Below are 16,647 nucleotides of genomic sequence, written 5' to 3' on the forward strand. Positions count from 1 at the left end.
GCCCTTTAAATCTTTTTAAAGTTATGTTTATGGAGTATTTGATAAAATGAAGCAAAAGGGTGAAATGGGGATGGGAGATGGCGAAAACAGACACAATGCAAAGGTGGTTGGTACGCGTTTTAAAGGGGATGGTGATCGCCTTAGGGTTTATCTTACCAGGCGTTTCAGGGGGCGTCTTAGCTGCCATTTTGGGAATTTATGAGCGCATGTTAAATTTTATGGCGCATGTGCGGACCCGATGGCGGCAAGATTTTTTGTACTTTTTACCAGTTGGAATTGGCGGTTTACTAGGTTTAGCTTTGCTAAGCGCCCCGTTGGAATACCTGTTAAATCATTATCGGCTCTTAGTTTTATGGTCGTTTGCGGGGGCAATGGTTGGAACATTGCCGAACTTATATCAAACGGCTGGGCAGCAAGGCCGTAAAATGAGTGACGACATCTGGATGTTTGCGGCAGCTTTAATTGGCGGCTTGGGTCTGTTCCATTTAGCAGCATTAACGGGCCCAATGCCTATTAATGGATGGAGTTGGTTATTGGCCGGAAGTCTCTTGGCTTTAGGAGTGATTTGGCCGGGACTCAGTCCGTCCAATGTGTTATTGTATCTTGGCCTATTTGGTCCAATGTTAACTGGGTTTAAAAGTTTAAATTGGACTGTGCTACTGCCGATTGCAGTTGGAGGGCTCGTGACTTTATTATTGATGTCTAAAGTTATGGTTAAAATTTTAGAGCAGGCTTATAGTGTGGTATATCACATTATCATTGGGATTGTGGGTGCCTCAATTATTTTAATTTTGATTCCGCCGGTGGCCAATTATAACCATACTTCAGTGTTAGAAATGGTGCTGTGTTTGTTGCTCTTTAGCCTAGGGATTGGATTAGGATGGAAGATGAGCCAGTTGGAGAAAAGGTATAAATAAGTTGATGCCTTTACAAGATGGTGGGAATCTTTTCGCACGATTTGAATTAATTTGGCTAAAAAATGGTATTTATGTCGGTTTTCTGTTAATATAGAGTAGATAAAAGTTAATATTTTAGGAGATTTAATCATGGCCATTGGAATGAATGATTTAAAAACGGGTTTGACTATTGAATACTCAAATTCAATTTGGCGTGTGTTGGAATTCCAACACGTTAAGCCTGGTAAAGGGGCTGCCTTTGTGCGTTCAAAGTTGAAGAATTTACGTACGGGTGCTGTAAACGAAGTAACTTTCCGTCCAGGAGACAAATTCGAAACGGCCAATATCGAAACGATGGCAATGCAATATTCATATGCCGATGGAGATAACCGGGTCTTCATGAACATGGAAACTTATGATCAAATCGCAATTCCTGTTGATCGGATTGAAGATGAGATGAAGTTCTTACTAGAAGGAGCCGATGTTAAGGTTACTTATTATGATAGTGAACTTTTGGGAGTTGAGGTTCCTAAGACGGTGGAATTGACAGTTACTGAAACGCAACCTGGAATTAAGGGAGCAACAGCTAACGGTGGTGGAAAGCCTGCTACTATGGAAACTGGTTTAGTAATTACTGTGCCTGATTTCATCAATGCTGGGGATAAGTTGATTGTAAATACAGATAATGGTGGATCATACTCTTCACGTGCCTAAAAACCGCTGAGTTTGTCCATTTGTGTAGCGTCTACCAAATGACAGTCCTGGTAGGCGCTTCAATTATATTATTTCATCTTTAAAATCGATGGAATATCTGTATTAGGAAATGTAAATCTCTTAATAATAGGTATGAAGAAGAAAGCTTTCGAACCTAGGAGGATTAAATAAATGGCAATTGAAGAGACAATTTTATTAACCCAAGATGATGCAGCCGGATCAACCCGAGTGAACCTGCGCGTAATTGATATTATCGCAGGGTTAGCGACTAAGGAAGTTGAGGGAGTCGCACGTTTACGTGGAACCTTTGGCGAGCGCGCTAAAGAGGTGCTCGGTTATAAAGATCAACATAGTAAGGGAATCTTAACGAAGCAAGATGCTGAAGGCAACCTTAGCATTGATGTCTACGTTGACGTGAATTATGGCGTAGTTGTTCCTAAGGTAGCACACGCGATTCAAGAACAGGTGAAGTCACAAATTCATGCGATGATGAACTTGAACGTTAAAAGTGTTGACGTCCATGTGATTGGCATCTTATCAGAAAAAACAGAATTAGATATCGATCCAAATAACTTATTTGGTGAAGATGATGTTGACGAGGTGGGTAAGTAATGACGATGTTAACCCGCCATGCAATTCGGCAAGTTACTTTCCAAACGCTCTTTGGACTAGCAGTCAATCCAGATGCCGAAGTGGAACCAATGATTGAACAAGTTTTAACTGGCGATCCTGAAGTGGAACGTGAAGTTGAAGTACCAGAAGAGATCGTTGAATTAGTGCACAATGTTCAGGACTATCAAGATGATGCTGATTTACAAATTTCACGGTATTTGGTAGAAGGTTGGACGTTGGAGCGTTTGAACTTAGTAGACTTAGAAATTATGCGAATTGCGATTTATGAAGCGCAAAAAGGTGATACACCAGCGAAAGTTGCTGTTAATGAAGCCTTGAATTTAGCGAGTGATTTTACAGATGAATCATCAAGTAAATTTATTAATGGTGTTTTATCAAAAGTATTGACTTTCTAAGAGCGAGAGAGTAACATTGAATATTGTTAGAGAACAAAGTGATGGCGCCCGCCGTCCACCTTGGTAAAGTTAAATTTGCCGGGTTCATCGATTTCGTTGAAGAGATAAATGGATGGCGGGTTATTGTATGCTTTACAATAGCTCGCTTTTACTTTGTCTGGAGAAAAATTAGGAGGTAAGTACCATAGCAGCTAATGTACGTCAACCGCAACAGAAGAACGATTTGGTTAATGAGCATATTCGGGCTCGGGAAGTTCGTTTGATTACTGATGACGGTGATCAAGGAGTTATGCCCAAGGCCGATGCGCAAAAGATTGCTGACGATGCTGAATTAGACTTAGTGCTAGTTCAAGCCAACGCCAAGCCACCCGTTGCTAAAATCATGGATTATGGTAAGTTCAAATTTGACAGCCAAAAGAAAGTCCGTGAGCAACGTAAAAATCAAAAGACCGTCACTGTTAAGGAAATTCGTTTAAGTCCTACTATTGATTCAGGTGATTTTAACACCAAGAAAAATAACGCAATGAAGTTTTTGAGTAAAGGGAATAAAGTTAAAGTTTCAATTCGTTTCCGTGGGCGCGCAATTACGCACAAGGAAATTGGACGTGAAGTTATGAATCGTTTTGCCGAAGAATTGGCCGATGTTACAAAGGTTGAATCACGCGCAAAGATGGAGGGACGTAGCATGTTTATGGTGCTGGCCCCTAAGGACGCTAAGTAATTATAGATTATAATTTTGGAGGATGGACTAATGCCTAAATTTAAGACTCACCGCGCTTCAGCTAAGCGTTTCAAGAAAACTGCTAATGGTGGTTTGAAGTCAGGGAGTGCGTACACTTCACACCGTTTCCACGGTAAGACTAAGAAGCAACGCCGTCAATTGCGTGGAACTTCAATGATGGACCACACTACTTTGAAGACTTATAAGAACCTATTGAGCCGTGTCTAATTTAGATTAGATTGTATTTAGGGTTCATCGAATTGTAGAAAGATATTGGAGGATTAAACCATGCGAGTTAAAGGTGGAACAGTTACACGTGCGCGTCGTAAGAAAATGATTAAGTTGGCCAAGGGTTACCGTGGACAACGTCATATCAATTATAAGGTTGCTAAGCAACAAGTTTGGAAGGGGTGGGTTTATGCCTTCCGTGATCGTAAGCAAAACAAGCGGAACTTCCGTAAGTTGTGGATCACTCGTATCAATGCCGCTGCCCGGATGAACGGATTGTCATACTCACGCTTCATGAACGGTTTGAACTTGATGGGATCAAAGTTAAATCGTAAGATGTTAGCTGACTTGGCTATTTCTGACGCTGCTGCTTTCTCTGCTTTGGCAGATGCAGCTAAGAAGGCTTTGGCCGACAATAACCAAGATTTCCACGTCGTTACACCTGCTACTAACGAAAAGGAAATTAAGATTAACGTTAAGGCCGCTAAGGAAGAAGCTAATGCTGATTCAGCAAAGCCTTCAGACAAGAACACCGTTGCTGAAATCAAGGCATATCTTGATGCTAAGGGTGTAGATTATAACTCATCAGCTAAGAAGGCTGATCTGTTGGAACTTGTTTAATTTAAGTATTTAATAAAAATCGTTGAACGCCTTAGGCGGCCAACGTTTTTTTATTTGCTTAAAAATATAAAACACTGAGCATAAGGCTGATGGTTAAGGCGGGGACAAAGGGAATCGTCGTTTTTGAAAATATTTGGTACTGAAATAGGGCCAAAAAACAACTCAGTGTTAACCAAATTAACCATTGCCATGCCGCCAATAAGAGGCTAACGATAAAAATTAGGTCAATATCACCATTACCTAATTTATTTTCAGCATGGTTGTAATAGAGGAAAATAATGTAAATGCCTAGTTTTATCCATAAATAACAATTGTGCCACTCGAGTGCAGATACCCAAATGAAGGGGAATAACAGTTGGCTTTGAATCTTTTGTAATTTTAAGTCTTGCCAACTGAGAAAAATCAAAGTGACTATGAGCAAATAGATCATATTAACGCCTCCTACTGAATAAAAAACCGGGTATGCAGAAAACAACATTTAAAAAAGATACGCCCGGAACTGTTTGCGAAAGGAATCGCGCTATAATTAACTTTTTTCAAAAAAACATTTGACATTATTTGAAATAAAAGTTATTATATTAATTGTGCTTCAAGCAGGGAGGTGTCCGCGTTAGTTTTGCGCGACGTGCTGAACTAACTGTGCGTAGTACCAATAAATAGCAATCCGAATTTTTCCTATATATAAGGAAACACCCGGTATTGTGGACTAATAAATAATGAATCGAAAGGAGCCTCTTTAGACATGCCTACAATTAATCAATTGGTTCGTAAGCCTCGTAAGTCAAAGAGCACGAAGTCAAACTCACCAGCTTTGAACTTCGGTTATAACTCACAATCAAAGAAAACCATTCTTGCTCCAGCTCCTCAAAAACGTGGAGTTGCGACTCGTGTGGGAACGATGACCCCTAAGAAGCCTAACTCAGCTTTGCGTAAGTACGCTCGTGTACGTTTGTCAAACTTGATCGAAGTTACGGCGTATATTCCTGGAATCGGTCACAACCTTCAAGAACACTCTGTTGTCTTGATCCGTGGAGGTCGTGTTAAGGACTTACCTGGAGTTCGTTACCACATCATTCGTGGAGCTTTGGATACTGCCGGTGTTGACGGACGGATGCAATCACGTTCTAAATACGGTGCAAAGCGCCCTAAGAAGAAATAATTAAGGGAGGACATTAGATATGCCACGTAAAAGTTATACGAAGCAGGCTGAAGTTCTGCCTGATCCAATTTACAACTCAAAGTTGGTATCACGGTTGATTAACCGTTTGATGCTTGACGGTAAGCGGGGAACTGCTTCAACAATTTTGTACGATGCCTTTGATCGTATTAAAGAAGAAACCGGTGAAGAACCATTGTCAGTTTTCGAAGAGGCTATGAATAACATCATGCCTGTTTTGGAAGTCCGTGCACGTCGTGTCGGTGGATCTAACTACCAAGTTCCAGTTGAAGTTCGTCCTGAGCGTCGTGTAACGCTTGGACTTCGTTGGTTGGTCTCATACGCACGTTTGCGTGGAGAACACACAATGGACGAGCGTTTAGCTAAGGAAATTATGGATGCCGCTAAGAATACTGGTGCATCTGTTAAGAAGCGCGAAGACACACACAAGATGGCTGAAGCCAATCGTGCCTTTGCACACTATCGTTGGTAATCTTTTATCAACGGTGAAAAGGGCGTTGGATTCAGTTCAACGTCTTTTTTGTAGGCTTTTAGTTGGCGTGATTAAAAAGACTATGCTAAACTAAAAGAGTTAAAACTTAAGTAACACTAATTTATGCCAACTAGTCTTTGGACTAGTTATATTTTGAGAAAATACGGGCATAACGGGTTGGTAATTGCCTTTTTGGGTGGTTTCTTTCCTGTTTTTAGGGTATACTTTAACATAAGCAGCTAGAATGCTGAATTAAATAACAGGAGATTTTTCACAATGGCTAACACGCGTGAATACCCATTGAGTCGGACCCGTAATATCGGGATTATGGCTCACATTGACGCCGGTAAGACAACGACTACTGAGCGTATTTTGTACTACACAGGAAAGATCCACAAGATTGGTGAAACTCACGATGGAGCTTCACAAATGGACTTTATGGAACAAGAAAAGGAACGTGGAATCACGATCCAATCAGCCGCTACAACGGCCGTTTGGCATGGTTTCCATGACCAATTTGCGGCCACCCCTTACCGAGTAAATATTATTGACACCCCTGGTCACGTTGACTTCACTATTGAAGTTGAACGCTCATTGCGTGTTTTGGACGGAGCGGTTGCCGTTTTGGACGGAGCAGCTGGAGTTGAACCTCAAACAGAAACTGTTTGGCGTCAAGCTGAAACTTATCAAGTTCCACGTATTGTGTTCGTTAACAAGATGGACAAGTTGGGAGCTGATTTCCAAATGTCAGTTGCCTCAATGAAAACACGTTTGGATGCTAATGCTAAGGCTATTCAATGGCCAATCGGGGTTGAAGATGATTTCGAAGGAATCATCGACTTGATTACCATGGAAGCTATGTACCCAGTTGATGAATTGGGAGAAAAGTGGGAACCTCGCGAGATTCCTGATGATTACAAAGAATTAGCTGAAGAAAAGTACAATGAATTGGTTGAAGCCATCGCAGATGTTGATGACGATATCATGGAAAAGTACTTAAACGGTGACGAGATTGCTCAAGACGAATTGAAGGCAGCTATTCGTCGGGCCGTTTTGTCTTTGCAATTCTACCCAGTTTTGGCTGGATCAGCTTATAAGGACAAGGGAGTCCAAATGGTCTTGGATGCCGTAGTTGACTACTTGCCATCACCATTGGATGTTAAGCCTTATGTTGCAACTAATCCTGATACAGATGAAGAAGTCGATTTGGTGGCTAACGACGAAGATCCGTTCGCTTCTTTGGCCTTTAAAGTTATGACTGACCCTTATGTTGGACGTTTGACATTCTTGCGTGTTTACACTGGAACTTTGGAATCAGGTTCATACGTGCAAAACACTTCAAAGGGAAAGCGTGAACGTGTTGGACGTTTGCTTCAAATGCACGCGACTGATCGGACTGAAATCTCTGAAGTCTTCTCAGGAGATATTGCTGCTGCGATTGGTTTGAAGGATACGACTACTGGAGATTCTTTGACATCTATGGAGCGTCCATTGATTTTGGAATCAATGGAGTTCCCAGACCCCGTTATTCAATTGGCCATCGAACCTAAGACTAAGGCTGACCAAACTAAGATGGCTGAAGGTTTGCAAAAGTTGACTGAAGAAGATCCTTCATTCCGTGCCGAGACGAACCCTGAAACTGGTGACACTTTGATTTCTGGTATGGGTGAATTGCATTTGGATATCTACGTTGACCGTTTGCGTCGTGAATTTAACGTTGATGCTACTGTTGGAGCCCCACAAGTTGCTTACCGTGAAGCCTTTACTAAGACTGTGCAAGCACGTGGATACTTCAAGCGTCAATCAGGTGGTAAAGGACAGTATGGAGACGTTTGGATTGAATTTAGTCCAAATGAAGAAGGGGCTGGATTCGAATTTGAGGATGCCATCGTTGGTGGAGTTGTTCCTCGTGAATACATCCCTTCAGTTGAATCTGGATTGCGTGATGCATTAAATAATGGACCATTAGCTGGTTTCCCATTGGTTGATTTGAAGGCTAAGTTGTATGATGGATCATATCACGATGTCGACTCATCAGAAGCGGCCTTTAAGGTTGCTGCATCATTGGCTTTGCGTGAAGCAGCTAAGACAGCTGGTGCTGTAATTTTGGAACCAATTATGAAGGTTGATATCGTTGTGCCTGAGGATAACTTGGGTGATGTTATGGGTCATATTTCTGCTCGTCGTGGAGTGATCGAAGGACAAGAACAACGTGGAAATTCAGTCACAGTTCATGGTAACGTACCATTGTCAGAGATGTTTGGATATGCTACAACTTTGCGTTCATCAACACAAGGACGTGGAACATTCCAGATGGTCTTTGATCACTACGAAGCTGTACCTAAGGGCGTTCAAGAAGAGATCGTTAAGAAGTATGGTCGTGGAAACAGTGATGAAGACTAATTAATTAGTTAAATTAAAGTCTACCTTAGGTGATTTTCTAAGATAGACTTTTTTTATTGTGTAAATGTAGCAAATTGATTGCGTTTAACATAAATTACGGGGGCATATGCGCCATAAGTCGGGATTAAACAAGCGTTTTAATTATGTATTCATTGCATGATAACTTTTATATGCTAAAAACAATAAATTTAAAATGTATTGAAAGTAAATGGTAGATGAAAAAATTTAATTGAGTGAGGTTAATTCGCTTGATCGGTAGTCCACTGACTTATCCAGTTAATGCCTTCGTGTCGAAAAAATTAACTCCATAAGCGATTAACATGAATTTTATTGCTGACCAAGCGCATGCGCAAAATCAGTTATCAGCTACGAATACCAAGCATCCCAACTCATCAGCAATGTTGGCGGATGTCAGCGTGTTGGGTAAAATGTTAAATGCGTGTGGTTTGATTAATGGGGTTTATTGACGACAATCGCGCTAATTTAGTGGTTAGTCAAGGTTGATTTAAAAAATTTCAGTAGATATTGTAAGTTAAAAGATTATCAGTAATTTATTGATAATCTTTTTTGCGCTTAGCGGGGAAGAGGCAGGGATGATTCGTTATTTTAACAGGAAGAATGGACAAGAACTTGCTTTTGTTCTGGCGAGGGTGGGTTTAAACATAGTATAATGCTAATGAGTAATGAAAGGTGGGACTTGATGTGACGCAACCAATAATTGAATTTAGAAATGTTGTCAAAAAATATGACGACCACGTAGTTTTAAACGGAGTCGATTTAGAAATTGATGCTGGGAAATTTTATACCTTGTTAGGACCTTCTGGATCGGGGAAGACAACCATTTTGAGACTGATTTCTGGCTTTTTGGATGCTAGTAGTGGTGATATTTTATTTGATGGGAAACGGATTAACGATGTACCCGCAGAAAAGCGACAAGTTAATACCGTTTTTCAAAATTATGCTTTGTTTCCCAGCATGAATGTTTATGAGAATGTGGCCTTTGGGATGACTTTGCGCGGAGTAGCACCGGCGCAAATTAAAACTAAAGTAACCGAAATGTTAGAACTCGTTAAATTAAAAGGCTTTGAAGAGCGTGAAATTGATGAATTGTCAGGTGGTCAACAGCAGCGAGTTGCCATTGCGCGAGCATTAGCAAATGATCCCAAGGTTTTGTTATTGGATGAGCCGTTATCGGCGTTAGATTATAAGTTGCGTAAGGAAATGCAATATGAATTACGAGCGATTCAGCAACGTTTGGGGATTACCTTTATCTTTGTAACGCATGATCAAGAGGAAGCGCTAGCCATGTCAGATTGGATTTTTGTCATTAATGATGGTGAAGTTGTCCAAAATGGTGACCCCATTGATATTTATGATGAACCAATTAATCATTTTGTGGCTGATTTTATTGGTGAGGCCAATATCATTCCTGGCACAATGGTGGCAGATAACTTAGTACATTTTAATGGGCAAGATTTTAAAAACGTAGACGGGGGGATGCGTCCAAATGAGCCGGTTGAAGTGGTCATTCGGCCAGAGGATGTTGATATTGTGTCCGTCGAAGCGGGCGCTGTTACGGTCCGTATTGATACCGTTTCTTTTCGGGGAGATTATTTTGAAATCACGGCCTCAGACATGGATCATCATGAGTGGCAAATTCAGTCCACGAATGGGGTTGAAGAAGGTAGTCGGGTCGGGGTAACTTTTGATCCGGAAGATATTCATATTATGCGTTTAAATGAAACAGAAGAGGACTTTGATGCACGTTTGGAGGCCTATGATGAAGAGTAAACAATCGATTCCATACATGGTTCCCTATGTCCTTTGGATTGTTTTGTTTGTGATTTTGCCATTATTACTGATGTTGATTCAATCTCTTCAAGATATTCATCAGCAATGGACGCTGGCCAACTATGCGAATTTTTTTCGGTCAGGTACGTATTTAAAGATGACCTTTAATTCGATTTTTTATGCCTTCTTGGTCACTGTGATTACGTTAAGCATTAGTTATCCGATGGCGTATGGACTTAGTCGGGTTAAGAATAGCCAATTTTGGCTGTTGTTAGTGATTCTACCGACTTGGGTGAATTTATTACTAAAAGCATATGCGTTTATTGGACTTCTTTCGCAGACTGGAACTGTGAATCAGTTTTTAGGTTTTATTGGAATTGGGCCGCAACAATTATTGTTTACGGATACTAGTTTTATTTTGGTGGCCTCTTATATTGAATTACCATTTATGATTTTACCGATTTTTAATAGCCTTGTGGAAGTAAATCCCAGTCTGCCTAATGCGGCGCGTGACTTAGGAGCAACACCTTGGCAAACCTTAAGAAGAGTTATTTTTCCGTTAACCTTAGGTGGGGTCCGGGCTGGCGTACAAGCGGTCTTTATTCCGACACTCTCGCTCTTTATGTTGACACGTTTGATCGGTGGGAATCGTGTCATTACCTTGGGAACAGCGATTGAAGAGCACTTTCTTATCACGCAAAATTGGGGTATGGGTTCAACAATTGGGATTATTTTAGTAGTGGCGATGGGGATTACTATGTATGTCACGCGTGACCGCAAGAAACGGGGGAAGCGGTAATGAAAAAACAAAGTCTTTTGATGAAATTTTATTTGATTGTGGTCTTTCTTTTGATGTATTTACCCATCTTTTACCTAATTTTATTTGCCTTTAATCGGGGCGACTATATGACTAGCTTTACCGGCTTTTCATTGCGCCATTTTGCGACGATGTTTGCCGACACGCGGCTAATGGGAATCTTGTTAAATACATTTATTATTGCGCTTCTTTCATCACTAGTGGCAACCCTTGTGGGAACCTTTGGCGCCTTGGGGATATATTTGTTAAAACGACGGAATTTACAAAATGTTTTTTTAGGCTTAAATAATATATTAATGGTCTCGCCGGATGTTATTATTGGCGCTTCATTTCTGATTCTCTTTACAATGGCTGGGTTAGCGCTTGGCTTTGGATCAGTTTTGATTGCCCATATTGCTTTTTCCATTCCAATTGTTGTGCTCTTGGTATTACCAAAATTAAATGAGATGGATTCCGCTTTAATTCGGGCTGCGCAAGATTTAGGTGCGCGTCCTTATCAGGTATTAAGTTACGTGATTTTGCCATATATATGGACGGGGATTATGGCGGGCTTTTTCATGACAATTACATATTCATTGGATGATTTTGCGGTAACATTTTTCGTGACGGGGAATGGTTTTACCACGTTGTCAGTTGAAATCTATGCTCGGGCGCGGCAAGGAATTGACTTGTCAATTAATGCCTTATCAGCGTTAATGTTTTTGGTATCATTGGTGCTGGTGATTATTTATTATTTCATCGCCAATCATAAACAAAAGGGTTCTGGCAAGCATAAACGCGCAACTGTCAATCAACAGTTAGGGGGAGGAGTGCAGTGAAAAGAATCTTTTGGTTTATGGGGGTTATATTAGCGGTGGTTGGTTTGTTATTTGGGGTGAAAGTAGGCTTGGATTGGCAATCCAGTCAACAAAAATCTGCGGCCCGAATGACTAAAAATCAAGACCAAACTTTGACCATTTTTAATTGGGGTGATTATATTGATCCTACTTTAATTCACGAGTTTGAGCAAAAAACCGGATATCATGTTGATTATGAGACATTTGATTCGAATGAAGCGATGTTTACTAAAATCGAACAAGGGGGAACACGGTATGATTTAGCAATTCCTTCTGATTATATGATTCAAAAAATGCGGGCTGCTAATTTATTGGAGCCCTTAGATTATCATGAACTCAAAGATTTACAGGAGTATGACCCTGAGTTAATGAATCAACCGTTTGATCCGGGCAACCGGTATTCTTTACCTTATTTTTGGGGGACGCTTGGGATTGTCTATAATGATCAGGATGTTGCAGCTGATGAATTAAAAACGTGGAATGATTTATGGAATCCTAAGTGGAATCAATCAGTGATGCTTTACGATTCAGCCCGGGATGTGATGGGCGTTGGCTTGGCATCCAATGATGATGATATTAATAGTACTAATATGAGTGAACTCTTAGCGGCTAAGGGACGCTTAGATGCGCTCATGCCGAATGTCAAAGCGATTGTCGGCGATGAAATTAAAATGTATATGGTGCAAAATGAGGCTAAAATTGCGGTAGATTTCTCAGGGGATGCGCAACAAATGTTAGCGCAAAATTCGCACTTGCATTATGTTTTACCCCAAGGACGCGGGAATATGTGGTTTGATAATATGGTAATTCCAAAGACCGTTCGTAATAAGAAAGCAGCCTATGCTTTTATAAATTTTCTGGCTGATCCGACACATGCGGCTAAAAATGCCGAGTATACGGGGTACTCAACCCCGAATGTAGGAGCTAAGCAACTTTTGCCCGCAGTGGTTAAAAACAACCCGGATTTTTATCCGAGTCAACAGACATTGAAAAAGTTGACGGTTTATCAAGATTTGGGATTAGACTGGACGACCACGTATAATGATTTATATTTAGAGTTTAAGATGAATAATCATCGGTAGGGGGACGAAGTAATGAAAAAAAGAAAGCGGTTGGTAATTATGGAAATGACATTTTTAATTTTATTTGCATTGACCGTTATTTTAGGGATGTTAGCGGGATAAAGCTCGTAGGTTGGCAAAATACAAAAATCTTTAAATAGATAAGGAGCAAAAAGTGCATGAATAAATCAAAACGTTGGAGTATCATAGCAGGGGTCATCGGTGCAATTGTTATCGTAATATTAGTGGGGTGGAGTTTGATGCAAAATAAGCAAGCAAACAACGCCAATCAAGCTAGCACTGAACAGCAATCGAGTGCACAAAGTTCAAAGCGGCAAACGGAAAGTAAAGATAAGCTGAATCAAGAACCATTACCTCAGCTATCAGAAGATGTGACGGTAGATGAGGCGGTCGTTAAAATGCAAACGACGGTGGGTGATATTGATATTAAATTATTCCCGAAGTATGCGCCATTAGCGGTTGAAAACTTTATCACGCATGCGCAAGAAGGGTATTATAATAATACAAGTTTCCACCGGGTCTTAAAGGATTTCATGATTCAAGGGGGCGATCCAAAATCAGCCGAGGATCCTAACGCTGATGATTTAGGAGCAGGCGGTAAGTCGATTTGGGCGTCTGGTATGCATCAAAATCATAAAATCGATTCTGGAAACGGTTTTAAAAACGAAATTTCATATAGTTTGTATAATTTACGGGGGGCCCTGTCGATGGCTAATGCAGGACCTGATACGAATGGTTCTCAATTTTTTATTAATCAAAATGGACAAGATATGACATCTGAATTAGATGCTTCTAGTTATCCTGATAAGATTGTTGAAGCATACAAAAAAGGTGGAAATCCAAATTTAGATGGTAACTATACTGTTTTCGGACAAGTGACAGCCGGGATGGAAATCGTTGATCAGATTGCAAACGCCGATGTAACAACCAATCAGAGTGGCGAAAGTTCAAAGCCTAAGGATCCAGTTAAGATTAATGGGATTCAAGTTATTCAATCAGCGGCCACAAATGAGTAAGCTGTATTAAAGGAAATTAAAAAAGAAGGTCTTCTCTTGAGAAGGTCTTCTTTTATTTATTGATAAAGATTAGTGGAATAAGCTTTAATTTTGCACAATCATAACATCTGTCTTTGAATTTTGAACCACAAAGGAAGCGACTGAGCCGACAATTAAACGTTCAAGCCGGCTTAGTCCTGATTTTCCAATCACTGTTAAATCGTTGTCATGATCTTGAGGGAATTCAGTTGCAATTACCTTTTTTGGTGAACCAAAACGCATGTGAATATCAATATCTAAATCAGGGAATAATTCAAGGACTTGATCACGATAACCTTCAAGCCGAGTTTGTGAATCTTGAACCAAGTGGTAGACGACATCACCCGTTACGGAAATTGCAGCAACACCAGACATAGAATTAGTATCAATTACGTAGAGTAAGTCCAGATGTGCTGAATCGCGGTGCGCAATGGAAGCGGCCTTATTAGCAACCTGTTCAGAAATGTCTGATCCATCAATCGGAGCTAAGATGCGTTCGTAAGTTCCATTTTTCATAATCTGTTCCTCTTTCATTTATAACTTGCTTTAATTATACCGTAAATTTGAATTTATGTAAGGGGTTACACATAAAAAGGTTAAATTCATGTCATAAAAAAGATAGGACAATTCACTGAAATGGTGGTATTCTAAATCGATGAGAATTAATATTGTGAAAATGAGAAAAGAGGTTTAAAAATGGCAGAAGAAACATCACTCTCACCAACACGAGTAAGCTGGATTTTAGTCGCTTTAGGGATGTTTACCTTTATGTCGACTTTGGATTCATCAATCATCAACATCGCGTTACCGGTGATTGCTAAGGATTTAGCGATTCCGATGAACCAAGCGACTTGGTCAGTTTCAATTTATTTAATTGTGATTTCAGGGTTATTGACCTTATTTGGAAACTTAGGAGATCAAGTTGGAAAGATTCAAGTCTTTAAGTGGGGAACATATATCTTTACGTTAGGTTCATTTTTGGCTGGAATTAATTTAGGCTTAGGCTTTTTGTTATTTTCCCGGGTAGTACAAGCGATTGGAGCAGCCATGACGATGAGTAATTCATTTGGAATTTCCACGACGGTTGCGCCTGCTCATATGCGGGCACGGGCGATGGCAACGATTGCCATGTTCGTGTCGTTAGGTGCGATTGCCGGACCCGCTGTGGGGGGCTTGATTTTGTCCGTTCTATCATGGTCATTTATTTTTTGGATTAATGTGCCTTTGGGGATTATCACTATTATTTTAGGAGCGTTTATTTTTCCTAAGTCTCAGCGTGCTAAGCAAGCAGTGAAAATTGACTGGTGGGGAACCTTGGTTTTCTTTTCATTAGTAGCAATTTTCTTTGGAGGCATTAATGTGGCGCAAGAACAAGGCTTTACCGCACCCATTCCAGTCTTATCGTATGTACTTAGTTTAGGATTGTTATGGTTCTTTATTAAGTGGGAACAAAAAGTTAAGTACCCTTTGCTTGACTTGACTATCTTTAAGACGAAGATGTTTACCTTGTCAGTCATTACATCATTTTTGGTGTTTGCTTCAGGTTTCTTTATCAATGTGTTGTTGCCTTTCTATTTAGAGAATTTGCGCCACATCGAGCCGGGAAAAGCTGGAATGTTTATGATGTCTTATCCTTTGGCCATGTTACTGGGAACCCCAATTTCGGGGATGGTAGCTGATCAGTTCGATCGGGAATATGTCACTTTCTTTGCTTTAACGGGGATTGCTTTTGGAATGTCAGGATGGCTCTTTATGGGTTAGAATACCCCAATGTATTGGGTAGTTTTCTTGAGCGCTCTGACGGGATTCTCAACGGCGTTCTTTAATTCACCTAATAATGCCATTACGATGTCTAATGCACCGCAAGACAAGCTCGGTGTCGCTGGAGCCGTGAATGCCTTAGCACGAAATGTGGGGATGATTACAGGAACTACAATTGTTACTACAACTTTGTATATTTCCATGTCGCACCAATTAGGACGTAAAATTACAACCTTTCCGGTGGATAACCCCAACGTTTTTGTGAATGGGTTACATTTTTCCATGTTCTTTGGAATGATGTTGGTTATCATTGCCTGGTTATTGACGGGTTATCGCTTGATCTTACGGTTGAAAAACAAAATTTAATTTGATATAATTAGTTCATGCGATGAGTCGAGAAAGATTAATACGTTAATCTTTTATTAAACGGCCAACATTAACACCCGCATGGTGGTTGGTGCAAATGATGTTGTGGAACTGAATTTGCTGCATATGACTAATATTTGTATTTGTTTACAAATAGTGTACGTTGACAGTTAGCTATGCTAGCTCCTGAGTTGATGCAGGTCTTACATCAACATTGCCAAACATAAAACCCTACAGTCTGTTACAGATTGTAGGGTTTTTGTTATAATGAAATTAATCTTTGGTTTAAATAACTTTTTAAGCCAATGTAAATTGCTTTGAAGGGAAATTATTATGAGAATAACACGGTTTTCATTTTGGCAACGGTTAATCATTAATACCATTATGTTATTAGCTTTAGCAGGTTTATTTTCACAAGGTCTTTATGTTCAAAATATTTGGACGGCCTTTTTAGCCTCAATTGTTTTGGGGATTCTAAATATTTTTGTTAAGCCAATTTTGCAAATTTTGAGTCTACCTTTGACGTTCTTTACGTTTGGGCTATTCTCATTTGTGGTTAATGCTTTTGTCTTGTGGTTGACGAGTTGGTTTGTTGGACCTGGCTTTCAGTTTACGAGTTTTGGCTGGGCGTTTCTGATTTCGTTAATTATGTCATTTGTGAATGCCATTCTATCGGATTATTTTAGTCGCTAAGGGAGCA

General features: G+C 40.2%; 21 protein-coding genes and 1 pseudogene. 20 read left to right on the forward strand and 2 right to left on the reverse strand.

Annotated features, from left to right (window positions below; translation table 11 throughout):
- Window positions 1–95 precede the first annotated feature (95 nt).
- The 8 genes and pseudogenes from IV73_RS02780 (at window position 96) to IV73_RS06820 (ending at window position 4,208) form a co-directional block, all read left to right on the forward strand.
- Window positions 96–917: a DUF368 domain-containing protein gene (locus tag IV73_RS02780; protein ID WP_057754799.1), complete on the forward strand. Its 822-nt coding sequence runs from the start codon at window positions 96–98 to the stop codon at window positions 915–917.
- A 129-nt stretch (window positions 918–1,046) separates the two neighbouring features.
- Complete coding sequence (gene efp / locus IV73_RS02785) at window positions 1,047–1,610, forward strand: elongation factor P (RefSeq protein ID WP_057754560.1); 564 nt, start codon at window positions 1,047–1,049, stop codon at window positions 1,608–1,610.
- A gap of 171 nt (window positions 1,611–1,781) precedes the next feature.
- Window positions 1,782–2,222: an Asp23/Gls24 family envelope stress response protein gene (locus IV73_RS02790; protein WP_057754563.1), complete on the forward strand. Its 441-nt coding sequence runs from the start codon at window positions 1,782–1,784 to the stop codon at window positions 2,220–2,222.
- Entirely contained in the window at window positions 2,222–2,638 is a 417-nt protein-coding gene (gene nusB, locus IV73_RS02795; RefSeq protein WP_057754567.1) for a transcription antitermination factor NusB, read from the forward strand. Before IV73_RS02790 ends, nusB begins: the two co-directional genes overlap by 1 nt.
- A gap of 223 nt (window positions 2,639–2,861) precedes the next feature.
- Complete coding sequence (infC, locus tag IV73_RS02800) at window positions 2,862–3,359, forward strand: translation initiation factor IF-3 (RefSeq protein ID WP_057754569.1); 498 nt, start codon at window positions 2,862–2,864, stop codon at window positions 3,357–3,359.
- 30 nt (window positions 3,360–3,389) lie between these two features.
- Window positions 3,390–3,587 (forward strand): 50S ribosomal protein L35, encoded by a 198-nt coding sequence (gene rpmI, locus IV73_RS02805; RefSeq protein WP_057754572.1) that lies wholly within the window; start codon window positions 3,390–3,392, stop codon window positions 3,585–3,587.
- 60 nt (window positions 3,588–3,647) lie between these two features.
- Window positions 3,648–4,061 (forward strand): annotated as a pseudogene (gene rplT, locus IV73_RS06755) (50S ribosomal protein L20); the annotation flags it as partial.
- A gap of 69 nt (window positions 4,062–4,130) precedes the next feature.
- Entirely contained in the window at window positions 4,131–4,208 is a 78-nt protein-coding gene (locus IV73_RS06820) for a HeH/LEM domain-containing protein (RefSeq protein ID WP_420806361.1), read from the forward strand.
- A 58-nt stretch (window positions 4,209–4,266) separates the two neighbouring features.
- Here the strand turns inward: IV73_RS06820 and IV73_RS02815 are convergent, their stop codons facing one another.
- Complete coding sequence (locus tag IV73_RS02815) at window positions 4,267–4,638, reverse strand: prepilin peptidase (RefSeq protein WP_057754578.1); 372 nt, start codon at window positions 4,636–4,638, stop codon at window positions 4,267–4,269.
- Between the two features lie 312 nt (window positions 4,639–4,950).
- Here IV73_RS02815 and rpsL point away from each other — a divergent pair, with 312 nt between their 5' ends.
- The 9 genes from rpsL (at window position 4,951) to IV73_RS02855 (ending at window position 13,802) form a co-directional block, all read left to right on the forward strand.
- Window positions 4,951–5,367 (forward strand): 30S ribosomal protein S12, encoded by a 417-nt coding sequence (gene rpsL, locus IV73_RS02820; protein WP_057754581.1) that lies wholly within the window; start codon window positions 4,951–4,953, stop codon window positions 5,365–5,367.
- A 19-nt stretch (window positions 5,368–5,386) separates the two neighbouring features.
- Window positions 5,387–5,857, forward strand: a complete 471-nt coding sequence (rpsG, locus tag IV73_RS02825) for a 30S ribosomal protein S7 (protein WP_057754584.1) — start codon at window positions 5,387–5,389, stop codon at window positions 5,855–5,857.
- 276 nt (window positions 5,858–6,133) lie between these two features.
- A complete protein-coding gene (gene fusA, locus IV73_RS02830) occupies window positions 6,134–8,260 on the forward strand; it encodes an elongation factor G (protein WP_057754586.1) in 2,127 nt (708 codons plus the stop codon).
- Between the two features lie 320 nt (window positions 8,261–8,580).
- On the forward strand, window positions 8,581–8,727 hold the full coding sequence (locus IV73_RS06610; protein ID WP_157049531.1) for a hypothetical protein: 147 nt from the start codon (window positions 8,581–8,583) through the stop codon (window positions 8,725–8,727).
- A 235-nt stretch (window positions 8,728–8,962) separates the two neighbouring features.
- Window positions 8,963–10,051: an ABC transporter ATP-binding protein gene (locus IV73_RS02835; protein ID WP_057754589.1), complete on the forward strand. Its 1,089-nt coding sequence runs from the start codon at window positions 8,963–8,965 to the stop codon at window positions 10,049–10,051.
- Window positions 10,041–10,850 (forward strand): ABC transporter permease, encoded by an 810-nt coding sequence (locus IV73_RS02840; protein ID WP_236697721.1) that lies wholly within the window; start codon window positions 10,041–10,043, stop codon window positions 10,848–10,850. Before IV73_RS02835 ends, IV73_RS02840 begins: the two co-directional genes overlap by 11 nt.
- Window positions 10,850–11,686, forward strand: coding sequence for an ABC transporter permease (locus tag IV73_RS02845; protein ID WP_057754595.1), 837 nt, complete (start codon window positions 10,850–10,852; stop codon window positions 11,684–11,686). Before IV73_RS02840 ends, IV73_RS02845 begins: the two co-directional genes overlap by 1 nt.
- Window positions 11,683–12,786 (forward strand): ABC transporter substrate-binding protein, encoded by a 1,104-nt coding sequence (locus IV73_RS02850; RefSeq protein ID WP_057754602.1) that lies wholly within the window; start codon window positions 11,683–11,685, stop codon window positions 12,784–12,786. The genes IV73_RS02845 and IV73_RS02850 overlap by 4 nt, the downstream gene beginning before the upstream one ends.
- A 158-nt stretch (window positions 12,787–12,944) precedes the next feature.
- Window positions 12,945–13,802, forward strand: coding sequence for a peptidylprolyl isomerase (locus tag IV73_RS02855; protein WP_057754603.1), 858 nt, complete (start codon window positions 12,945–12,947; stop codon window positions 13,800–13,802).
- A gap of 84 nt (window positions 13,803–13,886) precedes the next feature.
- Here the strand turns inward: IV73_RS02855 and IV73_RS02860 are convergent, their stop codons facing one another.
- Window positions 13,887–14,336 carry a universal stress protein gene (locus IV73_RS02860; RefSeq protein WP_083485537.1) on the reverse strand — a complete coding sequence of 150 codons (450 nt, stop codon included), beginning with the start codon at window positions 14,334–14,336 and terminating at the stop codon, window positions 13,887–13,889.
- 180 nt (window positions 14,337–14,516) lie between these two features.
- On the opposite strand from IV73_RS02860, the gene IV73_RS02865 reads away from it, so the two are divergent.
- The 3 genes from IV73_RS02865 to IV73_RS02870 all read left to right on the forward strand — a co-directional run bounded on the left by IV73_RS02865 (window position 14,517) and on the right by IV73_RS02870 (window position 16,640).
- Window positions 14,517–15,581 (forward strand): MFS transporter, encoded by a 1,065-nt coding sequence (locus IV73_RS02865; protein ID WP_236697722.1) that lies wholly within the window; start codon window positions 14,517–14,519, stop codon window positions 15,579–15,581.
- Between the two features lie 9 nt (window positions 15,582–15,590).
- A complete protein-coding gene (locus IV73_RS06765) occupies window positions 15,591–15,947 on the forward strand; it encodes an MFS transporter (RefSeq protein WP_236697723.1) in 357 nt (118 codons plus the stop codon).
- A 333-nt stretch (window positions 15,948–16,280) separates the two neighbouring features.
- Window positions 16,281–16,640: a phage holin family protein gene (locus IV73_RS02870; protein WP_057754609.1), complete on the forward strand. Its 360-nt coding sequence runs from the start codon at window positions 16,281–16,283 to the stop codon at window positions 16,638–16,640.
- Window positions 16,641–16,647 lie beyond the last annotated feature (7 nt).

This window comes from Weissella kandleri (assembly GCF_001438705.1).
GTDB lineage: Bacteria > Bacillota > Bacilli > Lactobacillales > Lactobacillaceae > Weissella > Weissella kandleri.